Here is a 24,470-nt window from a genome sequence, read left to right on the forward strand (position 1 = left end):
ATGACCTGCGTTTTTATTATGTCTACTATCATGCTATCCGGCGCAACCGGGTTACTCGGCCGTGCGCTTTATCAGCGTCTTGCGCCGCATCACCAAGTGATTGGGTTAGGTTTTTCCCGTGCTCAGCCACCCCTTGTTAAAGTCGACCTGACCGATGCCGAGGCATTGTCCGCGCTTTTTTCAAAGCATCGCCCCGAGGTGTTTATTCATGCAGCCGCTGAGCGCAACCCAGACCAATTTGATACCGACCCGCAACGCAGCATACAACTGAACTGCGAGGTTACCGAACATATCGCCCAGTTATGCACCGAGTACCAATGCCGACTCATCTTTATTAGTACTGATTACGTATTTGATGGCCAGCACCCGCCCTATGAAGAAGGCGCTGCCGTCAACCCACTGAACCTCTATGGTGAATCCAAAGCGCGCAGTGAAACACTATTGCAAGCAAACTACCCCGATGCAGCCATCGTTCGTATCCCGGTACTTTACGGTGAAGTTTCTCACTTAAAAGAATCGGCTGTGACCACCATTGCGGCACAACTAAAAGCCGGACAACGGCAGTTTGACGATGAGGCGCAGCGCTTGCCAACAAATGTTAACGATATTGCCGATGTGCTCAGTAATGCGCTGCATATGATGAACAACGACCTAAGCGGTATATTCCATATCAGTGCCAGCGAAAAGCTCACTAAACTGGCAATGGCCCAAGCCATGGCACCGCTATTACATATTGACCCCAACAGTCTCAGTGCTGCCAGTGTGGACAGCAACGCTGCACCACGGCCCAAGGATTGTCAATTGCGTGATACTCGACTGGCGCCGATGGGGCTGACCATTGATAGTGATTTTAGTGCTCGTATCGCCACAGTGATTGCTCCCCACTTGTCGCATTAACTTGTACTTGTCACTTTGAACTCCTTTAATGGAGAAAACTACAGGAACTAAGGGTGAATCATGTTCGCAACACAATTAAAGGCATTGAGCCTAACTCTTGCAGTGGCACTTTCGCCACTGGCTGTTGCCGAGGTCGATCAGCACGACGCCTCACAGCACAGCCGCCAAATTGATATCGATAGTAAAGTTATTACCGAGCACAAAGCGCGCATCAATGGCGATCGCTTATCGTACACCGCCGAGACGGGCACGCAACCGGTGTGGGACGACCAAGGCCATGCTGTGGCTACACTGCATTACACCTACTATAAGCGTGATGGTGTTGATGATGACACCCAGCGTCCGCTGCTTATTTCATTCAATGGTGGACCTGGCTCGGCGTCGGTGTGGATGCACCTAGCTTACACCGGCCCCAAGGTATTAAAGATTGATGACGAGGGTTACCCAGTTCAACCCTACGGTGTTAAAGAAAACCCCTACTCGGTGCTAGATGTAGCGGATATTGTCTATGTAAACCCAGTTAACACCGGCTACTCTCGCGTATTGCCGGACGCTGATGGCAAAATGCCTAGCCGCGACAAGCAAAAGGATATGTTCTTTGGCGTTAACGCCGATATTCAATATTTAGCTGAGTGGCTCAATACCTTTGTACATCGTCATAATCGCTGGCGCTCGCCCAAATTCCTAATTGGTGAAAGCTATGGCACCACCCGAGTATCAGGTTTGGCGTTAGAGTTACAAAACAGCCAATGGATGTACCTCAACGGTGTGGTGCTGGTATCGCCTACAGAGATCGGTATCAAACGCGAAGGCCCCGTGGAAGCCGCTAACCGTCTGCCCTACTTCGCTGCCACAGCGTGGTATCATAAGGCGCTAGATGAGCAGTACCAAAACATGGACCTCGAGCCGTTTTTAAGCGAAGTAGAAACCTTCACTGTCAATGAGCTGATCCCAGCGCTGGCCAAAGGTGGCTTTATCTCTGACGATGAAAAACGTCGCATCGTTACACAAATGGCCCGCTATGCAGGCGTCTCTGAAACCTATATTGAGCGCAACAACCTCGATGTGCCCACCATGTCTTTTTGGAAAGAGCTATTACGTGAGCGCGGGCAAACAGTGGGACGTTTGGACTCTCGTTATTTAGGTATTGATAAGCGTGACACCGGCGAGCGTCCAGATTACTGGGCGGAGCTGACTTCTTGGTTGCACTCGTTCACACCGGCTATCAACTACTACCTTAGTGAAGAGCTAAATTACAAAACCGATGTGAAATACAACATGTTTGGCTCGGTGCATCCTTGGGACCGTAGCAATAACAACACTGGTGAAAACCTACGCTTGGCGATGGCACAAAACCCCTACCTCAATGTGCTAATCCAATCAGGCTACTACGATGGTGCGACCAACTATTTTGATGCCAAGTACACAATGTGGCAGCTAGACCCAAGCGGTAAAATGAAAGAACGCTTGAGTTTTAAAGGCTACCGCAGTGGTCATATGATGTATTTACGTCGAGCTGATTTAGAAAGCTCAAACAACGATTTGCGCGAGTTCATTTTGAACGCTCTGCCAGAACAAGGAGCAGCGGCTAAATACTAAGCCGGATACTCACTGTATCTATTAAAGCCCACCCAATGGTGGGCTTTTTCTTTTTAAAAAAAAGGATTTATACTCACAACTACACAATCGTTGTAGCTGTATCAGCACAGCAGGATATCTATGAGTGAACAATATAGGTTAGTATTCGCCAGCCTCGATGAGGGTCTTGAGCAAAGCGAAGTCGCACATGCGTTGCAGCAGAAACTCAAACTGTCACCCAAGCAGGCGCAAGCGTTTTTTACTGGGCGGAGTATCTTCGCTCCCAGTGACAAAACCAAAGCATTAAAACAAGCTAAGGTGTTGGCTTCGCTGGGCATTCGTACTCGATTGCAAAGCATGCAAAGTACAGCCAATGAGACCGGGAATACGGCATCGGCCGCTGCTAGAGACGAACAAATTTTGGCGGCGCTTGATTATATTACCAGTAGCCTTATTCGCCTTGAGGAGCGTCTTGATGATATGGATAACCGCCTCAATGATCAGCTACAGCAAGACTCTAGTAATGAAGTGAATGATGATTTTGCCGTTGATCTCAGCCTCGACGAGGAGCTCGAGCTGGCGCCCCAGCCTAGTCGCAAACGTTGGCCTTTGTTGACCTTAATCGCGCTGATTGTGCTTCTGCTTGGTGTGCTCGCGTTGGCTTTCATCTACCCTGAATTACTAACTTTTTAAGCTATGAGTGCGAATCAGTTTAATCAGCAACGTATTGACATCCGCAAGAAGATGCGGGAAATGAGAAAAAGCTTATCCACTTCTGAACAAAAAAGTGCCGCCGACGACCTCATCATTAATTTTCTTCAAGTTACAAAAGTTACTCAAGGGACCCAAGTAGGCGGGTACTTGGCGAACGATGGGGAACCCAGCCTATCTCCCATATTTGAAGACTTATGGGCTAAAAAAGCAGTACCCAACCTGCCCATCATTCACCCCTTTTCAAAGACTCATTTACTCTTCCAGAGGTATGAAGAAAATTCACCCATGAGCACAAACCGCTATGGTATCTTGGAACCCAAGTTGAATTGCAGTCATGTGTGTCCGGTTGCGCAGTTAGATTATATTCTCACGCCACTGGTTGCATTTGATAGTCAAGGCAATCGGTTGGGTATGGGTGGCGGATATTATGACCGCACATTAGCACAAATCCCCGCCGATCGAAGTCAGCGCCCTCTGCTCATAGGCATTGCTCATCAATGCCAAGAAGTGGCGCAACTACCGGTCGCGAGTTGGGATGTGCCACTTGATTATATTGTGACACCGAAGACAATTTATCGCCCCGGTGCACAGTGATACACTAACCGAAACCCTTTGCTATTAACTCTTTAATGAGCACACCATGACTCAAGATGAAATGAAAAAAGCGGCTGCTTGGGCAGCGCTAGACTATGTAAAAAGCGACACGATTGTTGGTGTTGGCACCGGTTCTACTGTGAATCACTTTATTGATGCACTGGCGTCGATAAAAGACACGATTCGTGGCGCCGTTTCCAGTTCTGAAGCCTCAACACAACGGTTAAAAGCGTTAGGAATAGAGGTATTTGAGCTCAATGATGTCAGTAGCCTCGATATTTATGTTGATGGCGCCGATGAGATCAACGCCAACAATGAAATGATCAAAGGCGGCGGTGCAGCATTGACTCGTGAGAAGATTGTCGCGGCAGTGGCCAAGCGCTTTGTGTGTATCGTTGATGAGAGCAAAATCGTCGATACCTTGGGTGAGTTCCCACTGCCAGTGGAAGTGATCCCGATGGCGCGCAGCTATGTCGCCCGTGAAATTGTTAAACTCGGGGGTGACCCAGTTTATCGCCAAGGTGTCACTACCGATAACGGCAATGTCATTTTGGACGTGCATAATTTACATATTGTTGATGCCAAGTCGCTTGAGCAGACATTAAACCAAGTCGTCGGTGTTGTAACCAACGGCCTATTTGCCCATCGTGGTGCCGATGCTGTTGTCGTTGGTACTGCGCAGGGGCCTACTACACGTTAGAGGAATGAGGAACATGAGTAAGGTATCGTTAGCAAAAGACAAAATTAAGATTCTCTTGCTAGAGGGCGTACACCAAAGTGCGGTGGAAACGCTAAAACGCAACGGTTACAGCAATATCGATTACGTTAAAACCTCGCTACCTGAAAGTGAACTTGTAGAGCGCATTAGCGACGTGCACTTCGTTGGCTTGCGCTCACGTACACAACTCACAGAACAGGTCTTAGATGCGGCGCAAAAGCTGGTCGCTGTCGGTTGCTTCTGTATTGGTACTAACCAAGTTGACCTCGACGCCGCGAAGCGCCGGGGGATTGCGGTCTTCAACGCACCATTTTCCAATACTCGCTCGGTCGCCGAATTGGTGCTGGGTGAGATTTTATTGTTACTGCGCGGTATTCCTAAGCGCAATGCCATGGCTCACCGAGGCCAGTGGCTGAAATCAGCAGAAGGTTCTTTTGAGGCTCGAGGCAAAACATTGGGTATCATAGGCTATGGCCACATCGGTACTCAGTTGGGCATTATGGCTGAGAACATTGGCATGCAAGTGCGGTATTACGATATTGAAGATAAGTTATCCTTAGGTAATGCCCAACAAGTAGAAAACCTCACTAAACTACTGCAACAATCGGACGTAGTCAGTTTACACGTGCCGGAAACCCCGCAAACAAAGAACCTCATCGGCACCGCTGAGTTAGCGGTCATGAAAAAAGGCAGTATCTTGATTAACGCCTCACGCGGCACCGTTGTCGATATTGACGCCCTTGCCGAGGCACTTGAAGAGCAGAGCCTATCCGGCGCGGCCATTGATGTGTTCCCTGTTGAACCGAAATCAAACGATGAAGAATTCGTCTCGCCATTGCGCCAATTCGACAACGTTATTTTAACCCCCCATGTTGGCGGCTCCACGCAAGAGGCGCAAGAAAGTATTGGTGTGGAAGTGGCCGGTAAGCTCGCTAAATACTCGGACAACGGCTCAACAATGACAGCCGTCAATTTCCCTGAAGTAGCCCTGCCAGAACTGGCTAATCGTAGTCGCCTGTTACACATTCACCAAAACCGCCCGGGTGTACTGACACAAATTAACCAAGCGTTTGCACAGCATGGCATTAATATAGCCGCGCAGTACCTGCAAACCGATGACAACATAGGTTATGTCGTTATTGATGTGGATAGCGACCACTCCGAAGTGGCATTGAAAGAACTCAGCGCCGTGGACGGCACCATACGTGCGCGAATTTTGCACTAAATGGTTTGTATAGGTAGACTAAAAAGCACAGCTTCGGCTGTGCTTTTTTGATCAACAATAACTAATAGGGATCACCTTATGGACTCTAACAATAATAACAAAGACAAAGCGAAAGAACGTCGCGGCCATATCACCCTCATTGCCTTTTTAGTGGCGGTGGGTATTTTTGCCTTGGGTATTAAAGTAGGCGAGCTTCTAGCGTAATACCCAGACTCTTGCCAATCCAAGCGGCTGCTGGTTTAGGTATCAAAGTCGCTACTGGCATGGCGCTCTTTGAGTTGCTCGCTCGGCTCACCCCATACGCGATTAACTCGTTGGCCCCGCTTTACTGCAGGCCGAGCGTCAATTCTCTTGGCCCACGCCAACACATGCTTATACCCGTGTACACTGAGAAACTCAGCGGCATCGTATAACCGCCCTAACACCAAGGCCCCATACCAAGGCCAAATAGCAATATCGGCAATAGAGTATTGCTCACCGGCCATATACTCGTTTTGCGCCAAGTGCTTATCTAACACATCCAACTGGCGCTTAGTTTCCATGGTAAAGCGATTGATGGGATATTCCATCGGCTCTGGGGCATAAGCATAAAAGTGACCAAAACCGCCACCTAGATACGGCGCGCTGCCCATCTGCCAAAATAACCAATTCATACACTGCGCCTTTGCATAAGGCTCTGAAGGGATAAGCGTGGCAAATTTCTGTGCTAAATAAAGCAGTATTGCTCCCGATTCAAAAACCGGTGTGGCGGGGGTGCTGGAGGTGTCCAATAACGCCGGGATTTTTGAGTTTGGGTTAATGGCAACAAAGTCAGAACCAAACTGGTCGCCTTCGCTAATGTCGATTAAAAAAGCATCGTATTCGGCGCCTTTAATTCCCTGCTCTAGCAGCTCTTCGAACATAATCGTGACCTTTTGACCATTAGGAGTGGCCATAGAGTAAAGCTGAAAGGGGTGCTGTCCGCTTGGCAGATGCTGCTCGAACGTGGCTCCTGCTGTGGGTTTATTTAGGCTTGCCCATTTGCCGCCGCTTTCGCTATCGAACTGCCAAACTTTCGGCGGAGTGTAGGTCGATTTACTCATTGTCGCTCCTGATGATGTAAAAACGTTTTGAGTATAGACCTGAGGGTGGATAATATAATTACAAGAGCAAAAAAGGCACCTTCAGGTGCCTTTTTGAATTTTACCGCCCACATCCGTGCGCGCTATGGGTGATCATTATTTGCCTACAGCATGCAAGCTAAAGTAGTCAGCCAACTCTTCCGGCTTACCCATTAGTGTCATCATTTGCTGATTAATTTCTGCCACCGAGGTATTCTCGGGAACCTGCATAGAGACTTCAAACTGCTCCGTGCCCTCGATAAAATTCAGTGCCGCTTCTCGCAATACCACCGGCGCCGGTGACATGCTCAATTGTTGCTGGGCATTTTGTTGGAATTGCTCATAGGTCATGCCTTGCTCGCCAACTAGGCGCTCAAGAAGCGCCTTGAGTTTACCGTTGTTGGCTAATTTAAAGCTCACTTTCTTTGGCACCAACTCGGTCACAGCACTCATCATCTGGCTTTGAAGCGCCAGCTGTTGCTGTAAGTTCCCCTGCTCTTGTTGCGATTGTTGTTGCATCTCATTAAGTTGCTGCGACACTGCCATTAACGCCTGTGAATTGGTCATGGCAAAGCTAAACTCAACATCGGCTAATTTACCTGCATTGAGCTTGGTAAAAATATCCGCATCACCACTTTTTTCATCATAAGTGAACTCACTCAAGACATTGATATTCTCGCCTTTAAGCTCATCCATGCCTTGCACTGCGGCACCTGAGAAAGTTAAGTCTTTGATTTCGACACGAGAATATTCAGAAATCTTATTCGGCTCATAGCCGGTCATTTCAACACGCTCAATCTGAGCAATTTGCTCGCCGAGGTGGTCATTGACAGAAATATCGGCCAACGCCAACGCATTGTCCAATACATTGGCAGAAATCTCGTCGTAGCGAATATCAAGGCCTGTTTGCGTTTGAATTTGCATTAGCTGCTGATCAATGCCCTTGCGCGCTTCTTTCGACACATAATAATTGGCATAGCTGTATCCGCCAATGGCGATGGCACCCACGGCACCGACAATGAGTAGTTTTTTCATGTTGACTTCCTTGGGAGTGTCCAGCTCCCTCCTAGTTTGGACTTTACTTTAAAATAACGCATCGAGTGCATCGCTTAAGCTTGCGACTGCTGTGACTTCCATGCCCTCGATTGCCTCTTTCGGTTTATTGTCAATGGGTACAATAGCACGTTTAAAGCCATGTTTCGCGGCTTCACGCAGTCGTTCTTGACCACTGGGCACTGGACGAATCTCCCCGCCCAGGCCAACTTCACCAAAGACCACGAGCTCACGGGCCAAGCTATAATTTTTAAAGCTGGACACCAAAGCCACAATCAAAGCCAAATCAGCACTGGTTTCCGTGACCTTGACACCACCGACGACGTTAACAAACACATCCTGATCGGCCACTTGTAAACCGCCATGGCGGTGTAGCACTGCTAATAACATCGCGAGGCGATTTTGTTCCAAACCCACCGTGACGCGACGAGGGTTTGCAAGCTGCGAATAATCGACTAGCGCCTGCACTTCCACCAGCAGCGGTCTGGTACCTTCCCACACCACCATCACTAACGAGCCCGGTGTTTGCTCTTGTGAGCGGTTCAAGAAAATAGCCGAGGGGTTTTTCACCTCACGCAAGCCTTGCCCAGTCATGGCGAACACCCCAAGCTCGTTTACTGCGCCAAAGCGGTTTTTGTGACCACGCAAAGTGCGAAAACGGCTATCACTGCTGCCTTCAAGTAAAATAGAACAATCAATGCAGTGTTCTAATACCTTAGGGCCGGCTAAGGAGCCGTCTTTGGTCACATGGCCCACCATGATCATGGCTATTTGATTTTGTTTAGCAAAACGGGTGAGGTACGCCGCACTTTCTCTCACCTGGGAAACGCTACCCGGTGCCGATTGCACATCGGCCATATGCATGACTTGAATGGAATCAATGACCATGATCCCGGGCTTCTCTCTTAGCGCCAGCTGGCAAATGGTTTCGACATTGGTTTCGGCTAAGGTTTGCAGCTTATTGGTGGGCAACCCCAAACGCTTTGCCCGCATAGCCACTTGCTGCAGAGACTCTTCCCCGGTGACATACAGGGTTTTCATATTTTCTGCGAGGCCACACATGGTTTGCAGCAAAATAGTACTTTTACCGGCTCCAGGCTCGCCACCGATAAGAATGGCACTCCCCGGCACCACACCGCCCCCTAACACGCGGTCAAACTCAACAAACCCGGTGGAGAAGCGCGGCAGGCTTTCAAGGTTAACCTCATCCAGGGTTTGAATTTTGGCCTCAACCATGCCGGCATAGCCGCTCGCAGCACTATTGCGTGGCGCCGATTTAACCGAGGGCACACGAAATTCGGTTACTGTGTTCCATGCTTTGCACTCGCTACATTGACCTTGCCAACGCGCAAACTCAGCACCACACTCATTACATACAAAAGCTGTTTTCTTTTTTACCATATTACGGGCATAATTTTTGCTGGATAAATCGTTTAAATAACGAATAAACAATAATTTGACACCCAGTATAACGGTTTTTGCCGACTGGGTAATGGTTTAATGCATGGCTGAAGACACCCTTTTAAAACACCAACCCTTAGTTGACGAACTCAAGCAAAGCCTCGGGCAGGCGAGCTTTAGCCGCGATTTTGCCGCTAAAACGGCACAGCTACCTAAGGGCGATCAATTTATTATAAAGATGGAGTTTAATCGTCTTCGTCAGCCGTGCAGTCGCACCATTGATTTACGCGGCACGGCTTCCGGTGAGGTGCAAAGCTACTCATACAAGGGTCAGCAGCACTTTATGGATGCTCAAGCCATCGCAACCTTTGAAAAAGGCGTCGCTCGCTTCGGCGACTACACCATGGCTGTTTATGAAATGGTGATGGAAGAGGTGAACAATCAGCGCCAATTGCGCCAAGGTGCAACACCACAGCCGGAAAATAGTGAAAAAAGTGCCCGTGTCATCCACTTTGCCTCCTATGATTTTCGTCAGCAAGAGCGCATGAATTACACCATCAAAGTCAGTGTTATGGTGAATGACAAAACCATAGAGGGTAAAAGCAGCGATATTTCTTTGGGGGGATGTAAGCTTAAGTTGCCTAGTCATGCCATGCTTGAGCGTGGGCAAAAAGTGCAGGTTCGCTTTACCGGTCTAGAGGAAGATTTCGAACTGGGCCTCAAAAACGGCTTAGAATATGAAATTGTGGGCATAGATCCTGCGAGCACCATCGACTTTTATTACGCCCGCATGAAGCGCACCGGTAGCGAGACAACCCCTGGATTCGATGAGTTTCTGGCGCGCTTTATTAACGGTAATAAACGCCGCTACAAGGTCAACCTTGATAACACCCTCGATGCGGTTTTAACCAAAGGTTATGAGCAGTATTACTTGCCAAGGGTCAGTTCGCTGTTCAGTTTCATTTGCGTAAACAATAAAAAGCTCACCCCTAAACTGCTGCTTACCACCGAGAATAATGCCTACATTCACTATTATTTCAGTGATGAAGAGCGCCGCTCTGTGCTGCCGAGTATTCTTAATACGCAGCGCATAAGCAGCATTTTGGCACGCAAGGGGCAAGTCAAATCAACCCTACTTTACAGCTTTAGTCACACCCAAAATGGCAAGGTCTTCTTTTACAGCGCCACCGATATCGAACTGGCCACCTACCCTAAGTTACGCTCGTTATTTTTTTCCTATGCCAGTAGGAAGCCGTCTTGGCGGGTATTTAAGTTGCAATTGGTTCCCGTGCAAAGCGAAGACTCCCATATTCCACTCTCGCTCCCCGACAGTGCCGGCGAAGCCATCGCTAAACTTAATAAGCCTCCGAGCGCTCGAGTGCAAAGCTATTTAAAGGGTCTAAAGTACCTGTGTACCTTATCGGAGGTGAGCTCTGCTAATTTAACCGCACACAAGCGCCGCTACCGCCTCGATAAAAGCTTGGTCAACCAGCTCAAAGTATTTGGCCATCGTAAAGTGGCAGAGCCAGAGCTTGAAGTCGTTGCTTTGGAGTATGCTAACTTACGGGCTCACAAACGGTATCTGTACCAAACAGAAGTGACCGTTGAAAGTGGTTTGGCAGCGCCGATGTCAGCACAATCTCGTGATTTCAGTGTACTAGGAATGCAAATAGAGCTGAGCCAGCCAGCGCCTGAAACCAAAAAAGGCGATGTTATTTATCTGCGCTTACCGCAACTGCAAGAAATAACGAAAAAATTTGAGCTCACTCAGCTGCCTTACGAGGTGATGGCTGTCAGTAAGACCGGCACCATTTTAAACTTAAAAGCCTACCAAAAAAGTAAGCAACCCCATGTTGGCGTACAGTTTTTCTCGCAACTAGTAGAGAACAACAAAGACAAACTGCAAGTGTGTGAGGAAGAGCCGAAAGTGCCGGGGCTATCCAAAGCCTTGCGTAATATTGTGGTCAAGAATCTAGCGCAAACACCGCTATATATTACCAAAGAAGAAGCACACCTTGAGCTAGGTGCAATAGGTGAAGGACGTTATCAAAGCGCGATTCACCATATTTGGCGTCAGTTTGGTGAGTTCTCTACGCAAATAAACTTAAAACCCTTACTGAGTATCAAAGAGTTCCAACAGCTCAGTGATACCCTACGCGATGGAAACCGCCAAGATAAGCCCAAAACTTTCGACTTGTTTATTCGCTTAAACCTTAAAAAAGACGACCTCAGTAGCGCAGTTACCAGCCGCTGTATTAACACCGAAGAGGACTACAGCTCACTGCTGCCCTTTGTGAACAAGGCGCTGAAATCGGGCTTGTTGTTTGCGTTTCGCCTGCATTTATCGAAAACTGGCCGCCCAGACACGAAATACCTAATCAGCGAGCTGAAGTACATCAGTCACTATGCACTGCACAAAGCCAAGGAGTTAGAGCAGGCGCTATGGCGTGTAGAGGGCGTGATTGATGCCCTCGCTATTGATGAGTTAGTGCCAAAGCTCTGTGATATAGAGGTTCAGGATTACCAAAAAATGCTTGAACGCCGCAACCTGTGGCTACAGCGTTTAGGTTAGTTGAACTCGGGAATACTGAGTAGATACAGTATCTGCGCCAAACTGCCAGCATTGATGGCGGTGGGAGCTTGTGCCACCACTTTAGGCTTACCGTGGACAGCAACACCTAGCCCAGCGGCGTGCATCATAAGCAGATCATTGGCACCATCACCGATGGCCACAGTTTGCTCTGCGCCCACGCCCAACTCATCGCGGTAAGCTAATAAAAAGCGTGCTTTTTCTTGCGCATCAACAATATCCCCATTGACCACTCCGGTTAGCGCTTTACCATCGTCTGCTAATTGATTGGCATGAATACGGTCTAGTTTGAGCTGTTTTTGTACCTGCTCAGCAAATGGAATAAATCCTCCCGAGGCGATGGCCAAATGCCAATTATGGCGCTTTAACGTTGCGCACAGGTGGTCGACCCCTGGCATCAAGGGAAGCTGCTCTTTGAGCTCTGCAAGCAAAGACAATTCAACGCCTTTTAGTTTAGCGACGCGCTGACGCAGACTGTCACTAAATTCTAACTGCCCACCCATCGCTTGTGCGGTGACCGCAGCGACCTCGTCGTACACCCCTGCCAAACGCGCAATTTCATCAATACATTCGATGGTGATCGCCGTCGAGTCCATATCCATAACCAATAAGCCAGGTGTATGTAAACGTGGCGGGTTGCTCAGCAGTGCGCATTGCACTGCGTTTTCAGCTGCATATTGCTTGAGCTGAGAGTTAAGCTCAGCCCGGGGATTAGCAATCGCGAACGCGAACCCTGGAGGTAAATCGTCATCGGCGTGATACCGCACCACCGCCTGCACCTGACATTGCCAGTCAAGCAGCTGCTGTGCCAGTTGAGCAACGTGCATGCCCAGTTGAAAACCAAACACACTGACATAAGCCAGTGGCTGTTCGCTCTGCTGACTTGCCACTAAAGGCGAATCGTCAAAAGAATACCAAGTATTTAAACTTAGGGTTTGCTGTAAAGACAAATCGTCTTGCTGTGCTAAAGTAGACAAGAGCATGCTTTGGTGCGACATTAAAACTCCAAAAAGGTGAACACGTTAGCTGATGACAACGGATGCTTAATTTAATCACCCTTAGCGATGAAAGTCAGTAAGTACACCCATGATATGAAAAATAAACAAGTGAAAAACCCGGTTCGAACATCGCAGTGGCAACGGCTACTGCGCTTGGTGTTTGCCGCTTTTTGCTTTGTATTACTGACTTGGATGGCCTTTAACACCAGCTTTCAAGGCCACCAAATGCTCTATCAGCAAAGCTATCAATATGCCAAAAGCCTCACCGAACAGTTAGCCTTGACCGCAGCGGAGCCTTTGGAGCAGAGCAATAAGCCACGCTTGGGACACTTGGCCAATCAATTGAGTACAGACTCGAGTATTCAAAGTGCAGCCATTTATGATGCTCACGGCACTGCGATGGCGCTCAGTGAGGCGTTTAGCCCCTATCAACGTGAGTTTGGAGTCACGCAAGCAACCCCGGGGGTGAGTAAATTGAGTCAGCCTATTGTCATCCCCATCACCTCATTGCAAAGCAATAAGCCCGTCGGTTTTGCTCGCGTTAATTATCTGCCCCAAGTCGCCATTGATGACAGTCACCGATATTTTCATGAGGTCGGTCGCCAAGTACTTCTTATGCTATTGATCACCTGCGTATTCACTTGGCAGCTTGGACGAGGATTAAAACGTTGGCAGTTAAAGCGTTACTTTCGTAAAAAAGCTAAGCAGTTAAAATAGAGCTGCTCACTCAAGGCGCTGAGGTCTTGGCATTGCAATAGCCGTGCTAGGGCTATAAACACTTGAGGAATACGCTCTGGCGTATTGATTTTCCCTTGGTATCCGCAAAGCGGCATACTCGGTGCATCACTTTCCAATAGCAGGTGCTCTATTGCGACACTGCGCAGTGCTTGCTGAGTCTTAGCCGCTCGAGCATAGGTAATGGTTCCGCCCACACCCAATTTAAAGCCCAACTTGATATAGTATTTAGCCACTTGTTCGGACCCAGAAAACGCATGGATGACGCCGCCATAACGCGGCTGACAACGCTTAAAACTCGCGGCGATTAAGTCATGGCTCTGACGATGATGAACAATGAGTGGCAACGCCAGTTCATTCGCTAAGGCAATTTGCGCTTCGAAGAGCGCCACTTGCTTGTCCATTTCTCCAATACTGCGATCAAGGCCGCACTCTCCGATAGCGCACCAACGGTGCTTATGCGCTGTTGCCAGTTCGCCTAGGCCGACGATATGTTCACTCGCGTGTTGCGATAAAAAGTAGGGATGTAAACCAGCACTGATATGAATGGACCCATGGTGCTGGCTGAAGTCGAGCAACTGCTGGGATTGCGCCAAGCTAATGCCAGGCACAATAAACTGCTCCACGCCCAATGCTTGGGCATTCGCTATTATCGCCTCTCGCTGGCCATTGAACTCGCTAAAATCGAGGTGGCAATGAGAATCGATAAACCGCATTTAAGGGTTTAGGCGCTCGACACGCCAGCTCCCATCTGGCTGACGACGATACATAAAGCGATCATGAAGACGGTGCGCTCCTCCTTGCCAAAACTCAACCTTAGTCGGCTCGACACAGTATCCTCCCCAAAAATCAGGCAGCGGGATTTCACCTTTAGCAAATTTACTTTTCATTTGCGCAAACTTTTCCATAAGCGCCTGACGTGATGACACCGGCCGGCTTTGGCTAGAAGCCCATGCCGCTAACTGGCTTTCTTTTGGCCGCGATAAGAAATATTTTGCCACTCGCGATGTTGGCAACGGTTTGGCCTCGCCGTAAACAATGACTTGACGCTCAAACATGTGCCACGGGAAGTGCAGGCTAATTTTGTTATTCTGGGCAAGTTCCTGCGCTTTGCGTGAGCCGGTATTGGTGAAGAACACAAACCCTTGCTCATCGACATGCTTAAGCAACACAATACGCTGCGAAGGCTGACCCTGCTCGTCAACGGTAGCCACAACCATAGCCGTCGGATCGGGGATTTGCGCATCAATGGCTTGTTGTAACCACTTTTCAAACTGTGCTACTGGCGTCGCATCGAGCATGGTTTCATCTAACCCACCTTGCAAATACTCACGACGAATATCTTCCAATTTCATATTCATTCCTTCTCACTAAGCGCCAAGAATACCCTACAATCAACCGAGCTATGTCACCTCCCAGTCACTCAGCCTGTTCTAAAACAAAGCCTATTGGGGGATGTGTGTAATCGACCTCCCCACCAGCCTACTTTGGATAAACCGCGCGGTTCGGTCGATAAGAGGGCAAAGTACCAGCAAACGTTGAGCTGATTACATTTGCTCCATCACCTCAATGCCGAGTAGGTCTAACCCTTTGTGCAAGGTTTTTGCTACCAATGAACACAGCACTAAGCGGCTATTTTTATCTGCGTCGCTGACGCCCTCTTTAAGTACCGGACACGCTTCGTAGAAGCTCATATACAAGCTCGCCAGCTCATACAAGTACCCACATAGTACGTGTGGTGTGGCATCGCTGATCATTTGGTCCAGCACTTCTTCAAATTGCATCAGCTTGATAGCCAGCGCTTTTTCCTGCGGCGCAGCAATCACAACCGGTGCTTGATGAGTGCTGCTATCAATGCCGGCTTTACGGAAAATACTTTTCACTCGGGTATAGGCATATTGCAGATAAGGCGCCGTGGCTCCCTCAAAGCTCAACATGGTATCCCAGTTAAAGATGTAGTCACTGGTACGGTTTTTCGATAGGTCGGCGTATTTTACCGCGCCAATTCCCACTTTCCGGGCGATTTCTTCTTGCTCTTGCGCACTATGAGGAGAGTCGCTATCGGCTAACTTTGCTTTGGCGCGGGTCACCGCTTCATCAAGTAAATCGGCAAGTTTAACGGTACCGCCAGTACGGGTCTTAAACGGTTTACCGTCCTCGCCCATCATGGTGCCAAAAGGACAGAACTCATAGCTGGTTTGTTCGCGTAAAAAGCCGGCCTTACGAGCAGTCAGCTCAACTTGGCTAAAGTGCAGGCTTTGACGAGCATCAACGAAAATCAAGATACGGTCGGCTTGCAATTCATTAGAGCGATAATCACAGGCGGCAAGGTCTGTGGTTGAATATAAAAAGCCACCGCCGGATTTCTGCACGATGAACACCGATGGCTCACCGTCTTTATTGGCTAACTCATCTAAAAAGACCACTTGCGCACCCTGGTCTTCCTGCGCCAGTCCTTTTTCTTTAAGCACCTCAATCATGCGCTGCAACTCACTGTTGTAGGCACTTTCCGCTTTGATATCATCGCGAGTCAGGGTGACATTCAGCTTTTTGTATACCTCTTCGGAGTGCTTTACCGAGGTATCAATGAAAAGTTGCCACAGCTTATTACAGTGCGCATCGCCTTGTTGTAGGCGTACAACATACTCGCGCGCCTTATCAGCAAAGCCGGCTTCGTCGTCGAAACGCTTTTTAGCGTCACGATAGAAAGTCTCTAAATCAGCAAGCGCTACGGACTCTAGATCAACGCCCTCATTAAGCATGTCTTCCAAATGCGCGATAAGCATACCAAATTGCGTACCCCAATCGCCCATGTGGTTTTGGCGTATTACTTTATCACCACGAAACTCCAAGGCACGTACCACGGCATCACCGATAATGGTGGAACGTAAATGGCCCACGTGCATTTCCTTGGCAAGGTTGGGCGATGAGTAATCCACCACCACTGTATCCGCTTGCGGGTGCTGCGCTACACCGAGTGTATCGTCTTGGCTTGCAGCTTCGACGCTGGCACCTAAAAACGCCGGTTTGAGGTGAATGTTAATAAAGCCTGGGCCTGCTATTTCGACCTCGGCGGCGATATCGCTCACATCCAGGTTATCGATAATTTTTTGCGCTAGTTCACGCGGATTAGTTTTTAGCTTTTTCGCGGCGCCCATGGCACCGTTAATTTGGTAATCACCAAATTGCGGGCGCGTACTTTGCGTCACCGCTGGATTCGTGCCTTGCTCAAGTCCCGCAGCGATCATCGCAGCGTTGGCTTTTTCAATCAAAATTTGCTTAATGTTCATAGTTGCAGTTACCTTGCAATAAGGGCCAGCGAGGGCTGGCCACGATTAATACAGTTGCTCAGTGGCGCTTTAGTGCTCGCGCGTTTCGCTAAAGGTTACCTCTGGGTAACGCTCCATGGATAAGTTCAAGTTTACGCGACTTGGGGCGATGTATGTCAGGTTATCCCCGCCATCTAGGGCGAGGTTTTGCTCACACTTGCGTTTGAACTCTTCAAATTTCTTCACATCATCACAGCTTACCCAACGCGCCGTATTAACGTTGACACTTTCATAGATGGCATCCACTTTGTATTCGGCTTTTAAGCGTGCAACCACAACATCAAACTGCAGCACCCCAACGGCGCCAACAATTAAGTCGTTATTTGCAAGCGGTCTAAACACCTGCACCGCGCCCTCTTCCGATAGCTGTACTAGGCCCTTAAGCAACTGCTTTTGCTTAAGTGGATCTTTAAGGCGAATCCGACGGAATAACTCCGGTGCAAAGTTAGGAATACCGCTGAACTTAAGCTTTTCTCCGTCGGTGAAAGTATCACCAATTTGAATGGTGCCATGGTTGTGCAAGCCAATAATATCCCCGGCGTAGGCGTGCTCAGCACGCTCGCGGTCACCGGCCATAAAGGTCACCGCATCAGAAATACTGATTTGCTTGCCTATACGCACGTGGTTCATCTTCATACCTTGGCTGTACTTACCCGAGACAATGCGCATAAAGGCAATACGGTCACGGTGTTTTGGGTCCATGTTAGCCTGAATTTTAAACACAAAGCCGGTGAATTTTTCGTGCTCAGCACCCACTTTGTTGCCATCATCGGTGGCGCGCGGTAAGGGGGCCGGAGCCCACTCGGTCAAGCCATCAAGCATATGATCAACGCCAAAGTTGCCCAACGCAGTACCGAAGTAAACTGGGGTTAACTCACCGCTCAAAAATAACTCTAAATCGAATTCGTTGGACGCTCCTTGCACCAGCTCAATTTCTTCGCGCAGTTGTTGCGCTAAGCTCTCACCCACCGCCTCATCTAATTCACTGTTATCCAGCCCTTTAACGATACGCAGTTCTTGAATGGTATGGCCTTGACCGCTTTGATACAAAATCGTCTCGTCACGGTGCAAATGATAAACCCCTTTGAATTCCTTACCACAGCCAATGGGCCAGGTTACGGGGGCACACATCATATTAAGCTCAGTTTCCACCTCATCCAATAACTCCATTGGATCACGGATATCACGGTCCAGTTTGTTCATAAAGGTGACGATGGGGGTGTCACGTAAACGGGTGACTTCCATTAACTTACGAGTACGGTCCTCAACACCCTTAGCGGCATCAATCACCATCAAACACGAGTCCACGGCGGTCAAAGTACGGTAGGTATCCTCAGAGAAGTCTTCGTGCCCTGGGGTATCTAGCAGGTTAACTAAACGCTCGTTGTAAGGGAACTGCATTACCGAGGTGGTCACCGAGATGCCACGCTCTTTTTCCATTTCCATCCAGTCTGACTTAGCGTGTTGGTTTGACCCTCGGCCTTTAACTGTGCCCGCTTTCTGAATGGCTTGTCCGAATAATAGAACTTTTTCGGTAATGGTGGTTTTACCCGCATCGGGGTGTGAAATAATCGCAAAAGTACGACGTTTACTAATTTGTTGTGTTAACTCTGACATGCGGTCACTTATGAATAGTCGACCCGGCACTAAACGCGAACCAAGCCGGGAATTAATTTAGAGATTATTACGCGTGATTATACCGACTTTAGCATGCACACAAAAGCGCCTAATACCGACAAAAGTGACTTCTACGCATTGCCATGTGTATTATTGCTAAGCAATTTTGTATAATTTTTCGTTCGTTTGAGTTAGTAAGCTGTTTTTTACGTTGCAAGGAGCCGCACCCGTACCATGAAAACCAGTAAGTTAAGTATACGATTACTATGGTATATCACTCCGGTGGTGATTTTGCCCTTGCTGTTTTTAGGTGGCTTTACCTTGACCAACGTAACTTCAAGCTCACAACAGCAAACACAGCTCATTGTAAGCCGCTTTGTCGAGCAGCAGCAAAATAAGGTGTTTCACTCTCTAAATGTCTATCACTCGACCACCGAACTGTTAACAAGCTCACCAGTACTGCAAGACTTTGTGCCGGAAATACATCAAAGCAGCGACCGCTACACCGAACGTTTAGCGGCGCTAATGGATGTGTTTGGCAGCTACACCCAAGCTTACCCAGATATACTCAGTATTAACTTAGTGTCGCCACAGCAAAAAAGTTACGCTTACTTTTCAACGAAATTAGAGTCCGCACCGCAGGTATACCCATTTTTTGAGAAACTTAGCGCCAGTTCCCTGCGCCGACAGCAATTTATGGTGCAAAATGAACGCGGCGAAACCACACTGTACTTCGTGCAAAAGGTATTTACCCCAGATTACCACTTAGAGCGCCCTATTTTATTGGGCTATGTAATCATGCGCGTGCAGCCAACAGTACTTAATACAGCGATTTTAGAGTCTCCCTACAACAATACCCTCAACTTGATGCTCACTGAGCAAGGGAAAATTCTATTTAGCTCTAACCACGCCCTGCGAGGCCAGAGTATCGCCAGCGAAGAGCTGCGTAAAATTAGCTTATGGGCCGATAATGGTCGCCTCAACGAGCTCGCCTTACACAGTATTGATCACACACAACGCTTGGTGTATGCGGTGCAAATGGCCGGAGGCCACTATTTCATTACCAGTATTCCGAAAGAATTACTGTACGAGTCTGGCAAAGTCATTAGCTTGATCACCGCCTTAATTGTGATGATCTCTGTTATCACTCTGCCAATACTCATTTTTATTGTTGTACGTAACTTGCTGTTAAACCCTATCGAACAGCTGGGGGCGGCCAGTCACCGCGTTGGCGAGAATGACCTTGCCGTACGCCTACCCGATGATCGCAAGGACGAGGTAGGCCAACTCTTTAGTGATTTCAATCACATGGTTAATAAAATCTACCACACCCAGGGAGAGCTCGAAGAATACAAAAACACCTTGGAACAAAAGGTAGAAGCGCGTACCTTGGAGCTGGAAAAAACCAATAAGGCGTTAGAGCTCGCCATTGAACAAGCCGAGCAAGCCAACCAACTTAAAAGTCGCTTCCTAGCCAATATGAGCCATGAGATCCGCACTCCGCTGACGGCAATTATGGGCTTCACCGAGCAGCTGCTAGATAACAACAAGATAAAAGAAGAAAAAGTGCACACCCAGCTCGCTACGGTACTGCGCAACTCACGTCACCTGCTGGAACTGATTAATAACATTCTCGACTTATCGAAAATCGAAGCTGAGAAATTGGATATGAATCATGAACCGGTGTCGCTCTATGAATTACTCCATGATCTAGAGTCCATCGTCGAGCCGCAAGCGCAGCAAAAACAACTGCAATTCGATATCGACTATCACTTCCCGCTGCCTAAGTATTTAAGCAGCGATCAAACGCGATTAAAGCAAATCCTTTTAAACATTCTCACTAATGCGGTGAAGTTCACCACCCAAGGTGGCGTGCATATGAGCATTCGCTATCAAAGTGGCATGCTGGAGTTTGTTGTTACCGACACGGGTATTGGTATTTCAGATAAAGAACTGGACCGTATATTTAAGCCCTTTGAACAAGCCGATGCCACCACTACACGACGTTTTGGCGGCAGCGGCCTTGGCCTGTGTATTGCTAAAAACTTGGCACAGCTACTCGGCGGTGATATTTGGGCACAAAGCCAACAAGGGGTCGGCAGTCAATTCACTATTCATGTTGCTTGCTATCAACAATATACCGAACAAGATTATTACTACGACCACGCACAAATGCAGCCAGTTTACAGCGAACGCCCCGCCCTGAGCGAGCAGCGCTTTGATGGCGATATTCTTGTGGCGGAAGACAATAAAGATAACCAGGCATTAATATCACTGCTACTTGAGCGCTGGGGGATTGAACCTGACTTTGCCAACAACGGCGCAGAGGCGGTGGAAAAGGCCTTGGTCAAAGACTATCAGTTGATTCTTATGGATATGCAAATGCCCGTTATGGGCGGTGAAGAGGCCACCAAAATGCTCCGCCATGCCGCTTATGATGGCCCTATTATCGCCTTAACTGCCAACGTGATGAAGCATGATATTGAGCGCTACCTCGGTGCTGGCTGTGATAAGACTTTAGGAAAGCCTATTGATAAACAAGAGCTTGAGCATACGTTAGCCACCTATTTGAGCATCCAACAAGAAGCAGCTTCACAGTGGGACGATATTTTGCAAAGCGAGCGTTTTTTGCAAATTAATGCCAATTATAAGGAAAAACTGCCTGAGTACCTTGATGAGGTGCTTGGCCACCACCATGACGGGGATTGGGAACAGTTGCAGTCACTGGCTCACAGCATCAAAGGCAGCGCCAGCTGTTTTGGTTTCTTCGCCATTGCCGAAGCAGCGGGCGAGCTCGAGCAGGTCTTACGTCAAGGCCACCATGACAGCCATGACTACAGCGTACTTAAGCTCGAACACGCCATTCGCTATGTGCTTGAGCAAGATGTCGAGCCAAGCTAATCACTGCGCGTGTTTATGCGCGCCAATAATTCCATGAATGGCCGCCATGGCCGGGTCATGAGCATTGAAGTACTGCTTTGATGACAGTGTCACCGGCACATGAGGGGCAATCCAAATACGGTGGTCCTCAGCCTTTGACACATCATCACTTAACCCAACAAGCGAAGGCAATGCGTTGCTAAAAAATAGGCGGTCTGCGCAGCAGCTACAATAGCGACACGTCGTTCTCATCGTGTTCGGTAAGTGTCATTTTTAGCTAATACTATCAAGGTGTTGAGATCGACACCTTATCTAAGTTGTAACAAATTATCTGGTTGCACTAGCTTAAATTAAAAGCAGGTAGCTTAGGATAACAAGAGATATATGCTTGAAGGGGGCGCTTAAGGCTGTACTACATCTAGCTTGCGCATCATTAACAATGCATCTTCGCCGTCTGGGTAATACCCTTTGCGTCGACCATTAATCACAAAGCCACTGCGCTGATAAAGGCCGGTGGCAGCCTCATTACTCGCTCGTACTTCTAAAAAGATGGCCTCGCATTGGCGTGCTGTTGCTTGGTTTATAAGGTGGCTCATTAGCGCTTTACTGAGCCCCTGCCCTTGCTTATTTGGGGCAATACAAATGTCCATTAGCGTGCAATCTGGACCCGCTTGCTCGGCTATATAAAAGCCTACCAGCTCAGAACCATCATAGAGCCCGGCGTTGAAATAACGCCCACCTAGGCATGAGCGTATCAGCTTTTCGCTCCACGGGTGGCTGTGACAGGCATTTTCAATAACGCATACCGCCTGGATATGCTCCAACGGCAGCTCACTCACTTGCATGGCTGTACTCGTCAATCACATTCGATAACTGCTGCCACAACGCCTGCTTTTGAGTGACCGCCAGCGTTGCTGCGGGCAAATAAACGCTCAGCCCCTGCACTTGTGGGCTTGGTACATCACTAATATAAACGGCAGCACCTTGTGGCAAGCAGCGTAAAATATCTTGTGCCACTTTGTTGTTTAGTGGCTCTGCATTGGCCGAATTGACATGTGCAACGGGCGCTGTTGCGTCGCTGCTGCGTAAACGCACAGGTTGAATCGCAAGTATATCGGCAATATCTGGATGCATAGTAATGATTAAGTCGTTTTGGCGAGAGCCAGTTTAGCGCAAAGCTAGAAAAGAAAGAAGTGGCAGGGGCGGAGAGATTCGAACTCCCAACCGTCGGTTTTGGAGACCGCTGTTCTACCAATTGGAACTACGCCCCTGCAATGTCGACGCATTATAATGAGGTTTTTAAAAAGGTAAAGAAAAAATCACGCTTACCCGGTTTAACTGCTTTTAAAATAAACAAACGGCATGCAATTGCTTGCATGCCGCTTTAATATGGTTGTTCTTTCGCCGTGAGGCTAAACCACTATTCCCACTCGATAGTCGCCGGCGGCTTACCTGAGATGTCGTACACCACGCGAGAAATACCGTCGATTTCGTTGATGATACGGTTAGACACCTTACCAAGGAACTCATAGGGTAAGTGTGACCAACGCGCGGTCATAAAGTCGATGGTTTCAACACAACGTAGGCTCACCACCCAGTCGTATTTACGCGCATCACCCATCACCCCGACCGAGCGCACTGGCAAGAACACCGTAAAGGCTTGGCTTACTTTGTGATAAAGCTCCGCCTTGTGCAGCTCTTCGATGAAAATAGCATCAGCGCGACGGAGCAAGTCGCAATACTCTTTCTTAATTTCACCCAGTACCCGTACACCTAGGCCTGGGCCTGGGAATGGGTGGCGATACAACATGTCATAAGGAAGACCCAGCTCAAGGCCTATCTTGCGTACTTCGTCTTTGAACAATTCACGCAGCGGCTCAACAAGGCCCAGCTTCATGTCTTCTGGCAAACCACCAACATTGTGGTGTGACTTGATGACATGGGCTTTACCGGTCGCCGAGGCGGCTGATTCAATTACATCTGGGTAGATAGTTCCTTGCGCCAACCACTGCGCATTCACACGTTTGCCCGCTTCTTCATTGAATACATCAACAAAGGTGTAACCAATGGCTTTACGTTTAGCTTCTGGCTCATCAATCCCTTCTAAGGCTTTCAAAAAGCGCTCTTCGGCATCTATTTTGATGATATTGAGGCCAAAGTGGTCGCCGAACATATCCATCACCTGCTCGCCTTCGTTCAAGCGTAACAGGCCGTTGTCAACAAACACACAAGTTAGTTTATCGCCAATGGCTTTATGAATAAGCATCGCTACGACAGACGAGTCTACCCCACCGGATAGGCCTAAGATCACTTCTTCGTCACCCACTTTTTCACGAATACGCTCGACGGCATCTTCGATGATTTGCGCGGGTGTCCAAAGCTTTTCACAACCACAGATATCAACCACAAAGCGCTCTAACAGACGCAGGCCTTGAAGTGTATGAGTCACTTCTGGGTGGAACTGCACGCCATAAAAACGTTTTTCTTCCCATGACATCGCTGCATGGGGACAGGTGTCTGTTCTCGCTGTGGTAGCAAACTGAGGGGGAATTTCTTCTACTTTATCGCCGTGGCTCATCCATACATCAAGCAGACCGTTACCGTTGTCGCCAAGGTGATCTTCAATGGCTTCAAACAAGGCACAGTTACCCACTTTTTCCACTTGCGCATAGCCAAATTCTTTCTTGTCAGAGCCGTGAACTTTGCCGCCAAGCTGCGCCGCCATGGTTTGCATGCCATAACACACACCCAGTACCGGAACACCCGCTTCAAATACGTAGTCAGGCGCACGCGGGCTGCCCTCTTCGACTGTAGATTCAGGGCCACCAGATAGAATGATGCCTTGCGGGTTAAATTCACGAATTTGCTCTTCCGTTACATCCCACGCCCATAATTCACAGTAAACGCCTATTTCACGCACGCGGCGGGCGATCAGCTGGGTGTACTGCGAACCAAAGTCGAGGATCAATATACGGGAATCATGGATGTCTTTGCTCATTGCTGTCTCATCTAAATTAAATGATGGCGGACCCAGTGCAACC

General features: G+C 48.5%; 22 protein-coding genes and 1 tRNA gene. 10 read left to right on the forward strand and 13 right to left on the reverse strand.

All coding sequences use genetic code 11. From position 1 onward, the window contains the following. Positions 1-18 precede the first annotated feature (18 nt). The 7 genes from W04_RS08805 to W04_RS19150 all read left to right on the forward strand — a co-directional run bounded on the left by W04_RS08805 (position 19) and on the right by W04_RS19150 (position 5,930). Entirely contained in the window at positions 19-897 is an 879-nt protein-coding gene (locus W04_RS08805) for an SDR family oxidoreductase (protein ID WP_053910572.1), read from the forward strand. A gap of 60 nt (positions 898-957) precedes the next feature. Next, positions 958-2,496, forward strand: a complete 1,539-nt coding sequence (locus W04_RS08810) for a S10 family peptidase (protein WP_053910573.1) — start codon at positions 958-960, stop codon at positions 2,494-2,496. Between the two features lie 120 nt (positions 2,497-2,616). Beyond that, entirely contained in the window at positions 2,617-3,168 is a 552-nt protein-coding gene (locus W04_RS08815) for a hypothetical protein (protein WP_053910574.1), read from the forward strand. 3 nt (positions 3,169-3,171) lie between these two features. Then, positions 3,172-3,783: a 5-formyltetrahydrofolate cyclo-ligase gene (locus tag W04_RS08820; protein WP_053910575.1), complete on the forward strand. Its 612-nt coding sequence runs from the start codon at positions 3,172-3,174 to the stop codon at positions 3,781-3,783. A 46-nt stretch (positions 3,784-3,829) separates the two neighbouring features. Continuing rightward, positions 3,830-4,483, forward strand: coding sequence for a ribose-5-phosphate isomerase RpiA (rpiA, locus tag W04_RS08825; RefSeq protein ID WP_022944595.1), 654 nt, complete (start codon positions 3,830-3,832; stop codon positions 4,481-4,483). Positions 4,484-4,496: 13 nt separating this feature from the next. Continuing rightward, positions 4,497-5,726: a phosphoglycerate dehydrogenase gene (serA, locus tag W04_RS08830; RefSeq protein ID WP_053910576.1), complete on the forward strand. Its 1,230-nt coding sequence runs from the start codon at positions 4,497-4,499 to the stop codon at positions 5,724-5,726. 78 nt (positions 5,727-5,804) lie between these two features. Further along, entirely contained in the window at positions 5,805-5,930 is a 126-nt protein-coding gene (locus W04_RS19150; protein WP_022944597.1) for a hypothetical protein, read from the forward strand. 35 nt (positions 5,931-5,965) lie between these two features. On the opposite strand, the gene yghU is transcribed toward W04_RS19150, so the two are convergent. The 3 genes from yghU to radA form a co-directional block, all read right to left on the reverse strand. After that, positions 5,966-6,808: a glutathione-dependent disulfide-bond oxidoreductase gene (gene yghU, locus W04_RS08835; protein WP_053910577.1), complete on the reverse strand. Its 843-nt coding sequence runs from the start codon at positions 6,806-6,808 to the stop codon at positions 5,966-5,968. 135 nt (positions 6,809-6,943) lie between these two features. Then, positions 6,944-7,861 (reverse strand): hypothetical protein, encoded by a 918-nt coding sequence (locus tag W04_RS08840; RefSeq protein WP_053910578.1) that lies wholly within the window; start codon positions 7,859-7,861, stop codon positions 6,944-6,946. 48 nt (positions 7,862-7,909) lie between these two features. Then, a complete protein-coding gene (gene radA, locus W04_RS08845) occupies positions 7,910-9,280 on the reverse strand; it encodes a DNA repair protein RadA (protein WP_026111063.1) in 1,371 nt (456 codons plus the stop codon). A 103-nt stretch (positions 9,281-9,383) separates the two neighbouring features. Here radA and W04_RS08850 point away from each other — a divergent pair, with 103 nt between their 5' ends. Further along, positions 9,384-11,852 carry a PilZ domain-containing protein gene (locus W04_RS08850; RefSeq protein WP_053910579.1) on the forward strand — a complete coding sequence of 823 codons (2,469 nt, stop codon included), beginning with the start codon at positions 9,384-9,386 and terminating at the stop codon, positions 11,850-11,852. On the opposite strand, the gene serB is transcribed toward W04_RS08850, so the two are convergent. Beyond that, positions 11,849-12,868 carry a phosphoserine phosphatase SerB gene (gene serB / locus W04_RS08855; RefSeq protein ID WP_231658091.1) on the reverse strand — a complete coding sequence of 340 codons (1,020 nt, stop codon included), beginning with the start codon at positions 12,866-12,868 and terminating at the stop codon, positions 11,849-11,851. The genes W04_RS08850 and serB overlap by 4 nt on opposite strands. 93 nt (positions 12,869-12,961) lie before the next feature. On the opposite strand from serB, the gene W04_RS08860 reads away from it, so the two are divergent. Continuing rightward, positions 12,962-13,585, forward strand: a complete 624-nt coding sequence (locus W04_RS08860; protein ID WP_053910639.1) for an AhpA/YtjB family protein — start codon at positions 12,962-12,964, stop codon at positions 13,583-13,585. On the opposite strand, the gene W04_RS08865 is transcribed toward W04_RS08860, so the two are convergent. The 4 genes from W04_RS08865 to prfC form a co-directional block, all read right to left on the reverse strand. After that, complete coding sequence (locus W04_RS08865; protein WP_053910580.1) at positions 13,552-14,319, reverse strand: TatD family hydrolase; 768 nt, start codon at positions 14,317-14,319, stop codon at positions 13,552-13,554. The two genes, W04_RS08860 and W04_RS08865, sit on opposite strands and share 34 nt — an antisense overlap. Continuing rightward, positions 14,320-14,958, reverse strand: coding sequence for a pyridoxamine 5'-phosphate oxidase (gene pdxH / locus W04_RS08870; RefSeq protein ID WP_022944344.1), 639 nt, complete (start codon positions 14,956-14,958; stop codon positions 14,320-14,322). A 192-nt stretch (positions 14,959-15,150) separates the two neighbouring features. Then, positions 15,151-16,893 carry an arginine--tRNA ligase gene (gene argS, locus W04_RS08875; RefSeq protein ID WP_053910581.1) on the reverse strand — a complete coding sequence of 581 codons (1,743 nt, stop codon included), beginning with the start codon at positions 16,891-16,893 and terminating at the stop codon, positions 15,151-15,153. A gap of 69 nt (positions 16,894-16,962) precedes the next feature. Continuing rightward, positions 16,963-18,549: a peptide chain release factor 3 gene (prfC, locus tag W04_RS08880; protein WP_022944342.1), complete on the reverse strand. Its 1,587-nt coding sequence runs from the start codon at positions 18,547-18,549 to the stop codon at positions 16,963-16,965. A 234-nt stretch (positions 18,550-18,783) separates the two neighbouring features. Between prfC and W04_RS08885 the strand changes: the two genes are divergently transcribed. After that, positions 18,784-21,450, forward strand: coding sequence for an ATP-binding protein (locus tag W04_RS08885; RefSeq protein WP_053910582.1), 2,667 nt, complete (start codon positions 18,784-18,786; stop codon positions 21,448-21,450). Here W04_RS08885 and W04_RS18875 read toward each other — a convergent pair whose 3' ends face one another. The 5 genes from W04_RS18875 to guaA all read right to left on the reverse strand — a co-directional run bounded on the left by W04_RS18875 (position 21,451) and on the right by guaA (position 24,427). Continuing rightward, positions 21,451-21,591, reverse strand: coding sequence for a hypothetical protein (locus tag W04_RS18875; protein ID WP_157576374.1), 141 nt, complete (start codon positions 21,589-21,591; stop codon positions 21,451-21,453). Positions 21,592-21,830: 239 nt separating this feature from the next. Beyond that, a complete protein-coding gene (gene rimI, locus W04_RS08890) occupies positions 21,831-22,274 on the reverse strand; it encodes a ribosomal protein S18-alanine N-acetyltransferase (RefSeq protein ID WP_053910583.1) in 444 nt (147 codons plus the stop codon). Beyond that, on the reverse strand, positions 22,261-22,563 hold the full coding sequence (locus tag W04_RS08895; protein WP_053910584.1) for a hypothetical protein: 303 nt from the start codon (positions 22,561-22,563) through the stop codon (positions 22,261-22,263). Before W04_RS08895 ends, rimI begins: the two co-directional genes overlap by 14 nt. Positions 22,564-22,623: 60 nt before the next feature. Continuing rightward, positions 22,624-22,700, reverse strand: a tRNA-Trp gene (locus W04_RS08900). 149 nt (positions 22,701-22,849) lie between these two features. After that, a complete protein-coding gene (guaA, locus tag W04_RS08905; protein WP_022944337.1) occupies positions 22,850-24,427 on the reverse strand; it encodes a glutamine-hydrolyzing GMP synthase in 1,578 nt (525 codons plus the stop codon). Positions 24,428-24,470: the final 43 nt, after the last annotated feature.

It is taken from the genome of Pseudoalteromonas sp. SW0106-04, from assembly GCF_001293805.1.
Lineage (GTDB): Bacteria > Pseudomonadota > Gammaproteobacteria > Enterobacterales > Alteromonadaceae > Pseudoalteromonas > Pseudoalteromonas ruthenica.

Bases quoted from the DNA above. Each gene is read 5' to 3' on its own strand.
- pdxH (WP_022944344.1), bottom strand. From the start codon at position 14,958: ATGAAATTGGAAGATATTCGTCGTGAGTATTTGCAAGGTGGGTTAGAT.
- serB (WP_231658091.1), bottom strand. From the start codon at position 12,868: ATGTCGCACCAAAGCATGCTCTTGTCTACTTTAGCACAGCAAGACGAT.
- rpiA (WP_022944595.1), top strand. From the start codon at position 3,830: ATGACTCAAGATGAAATGAAAAAAGCGGCTGCTTGGGCAGCGCTAGAC.
- W04_RS19150 (WP_022944597.1), top strand. From the start codon at position 5,805: ATGGACTCTAACAATAATAACAAAGACAAAGCGAAAGAACGTCGCGGC.
- W04_RS08850 (WP_053910579.1), top strand. From the start codon at position 9,384: ATGGCTGAAGACACCCTTTTAAAACACCAACCCTTAGTTGACGAACTC.
- W04_RS08805 (WP_053910572.1), top strand. From the start codon at position 19: ATGTCTACTATCATGCTATCCGGCGCAACCGGGTTACTCGGCCGTGCG.
- guaA (WP_022944337.1), bottom strand. From the start codon at position 24,427: ATGAGCAAAGACATCCATGATTCCCGTATATTGATCCTCGACTTTGGT.
- W04_RS08840 (WP_053910578.1), bottom strand. From the start codon at position 7,861: ATGAAAAAACTACTCATTGTCGGTGCCGTGGGTGCCATCGCCATTGGC.
- rimI (WP_053910583.1), bottom strand. From the start codon at position 22,274: ATGCAAGTGAGTGAGCTGCCGTTGGAGCATATCCAGGCGGTATGCGTT.
- serA (WP_053910576.1), top strand. From the start codon at position 4,497: ATGAGTAAGGTATCGTTAGCAAAAGACAAAATTAAGATTCTCTTGCTA.
- W04_RS08865 (WP_053910580.1), bottom strand. From the start codon at position 14,319: ATGCGGTTTATCGATTCTCATTGCCACCTCGATTTTAGCGAGTTCAAT.
- radA (WP_026111063.1), bottom strand. From the start codon at position 9,280: ATGGTAAAAAAGAAAACAGCTTTTGTATGTAATGAGTGTGGTGCTGAG.
- W04_RS08895 (WP_053910584.1), bottom strand. From the start codon at position 22,563: ATGCATCCAGATATTGCCGATATACTTGCGATTCAACCTGTGCGTTTA.
- W04_RS08860 (WP_053910639.1), top strand. From the start codon at position 12,962: ATGAAAAATAAACAAGTGAAAAACCCGGTTCGAACATCGCAGTGGCAA.
- prfC (WP_022944342.1), bottom strand. From the start codon at position 18,549: ATGTCAGAGTTAACACAACAAATTAGTAAACGTCGTACTTTTGCGATT.
- yghU (WP_053910577.1), bottom strand. From the start codon at position 6,808: ATGAGTAAATCGACCTACACTCCGCCGAAAGTTTGGCAGTTCGATAGC.
- W04_RS08815 (WP_053910574.1), top strand. From the start codon at position 2,617: ATGAGTGAACAATATAGGTTAGTATTCGCCAGCCTCGATGAGGGTCTT.
- W04_RS08885 (WP_053910582.1), top strand. From the start codon at position 18,784: ATGAAAACCAGTAAGTTAAGTATACGATTACTATGGTATATCACTCCG.
- W04_RS08820 (WP_053910575.1), top strand. From the start codon at position 3,172: ATGAGTGCGAATCAGTTTAATCAGCAACGTATTGACATCCGCAAGAAG.
- argS (WP_053910581.1), bottom strand. From the start codon at position 16,893: ATGAACATTAAGCAAATTTTGATTGAAAAAGCCAACGCTGCGATGATC.
- W04_RS08810 (WP_053910573.1), top strand. From the start codon at position 958: ATGTTCGCAACACAATTAAAGGCATTGAGCCTAACTCTTGCAGTGGCA.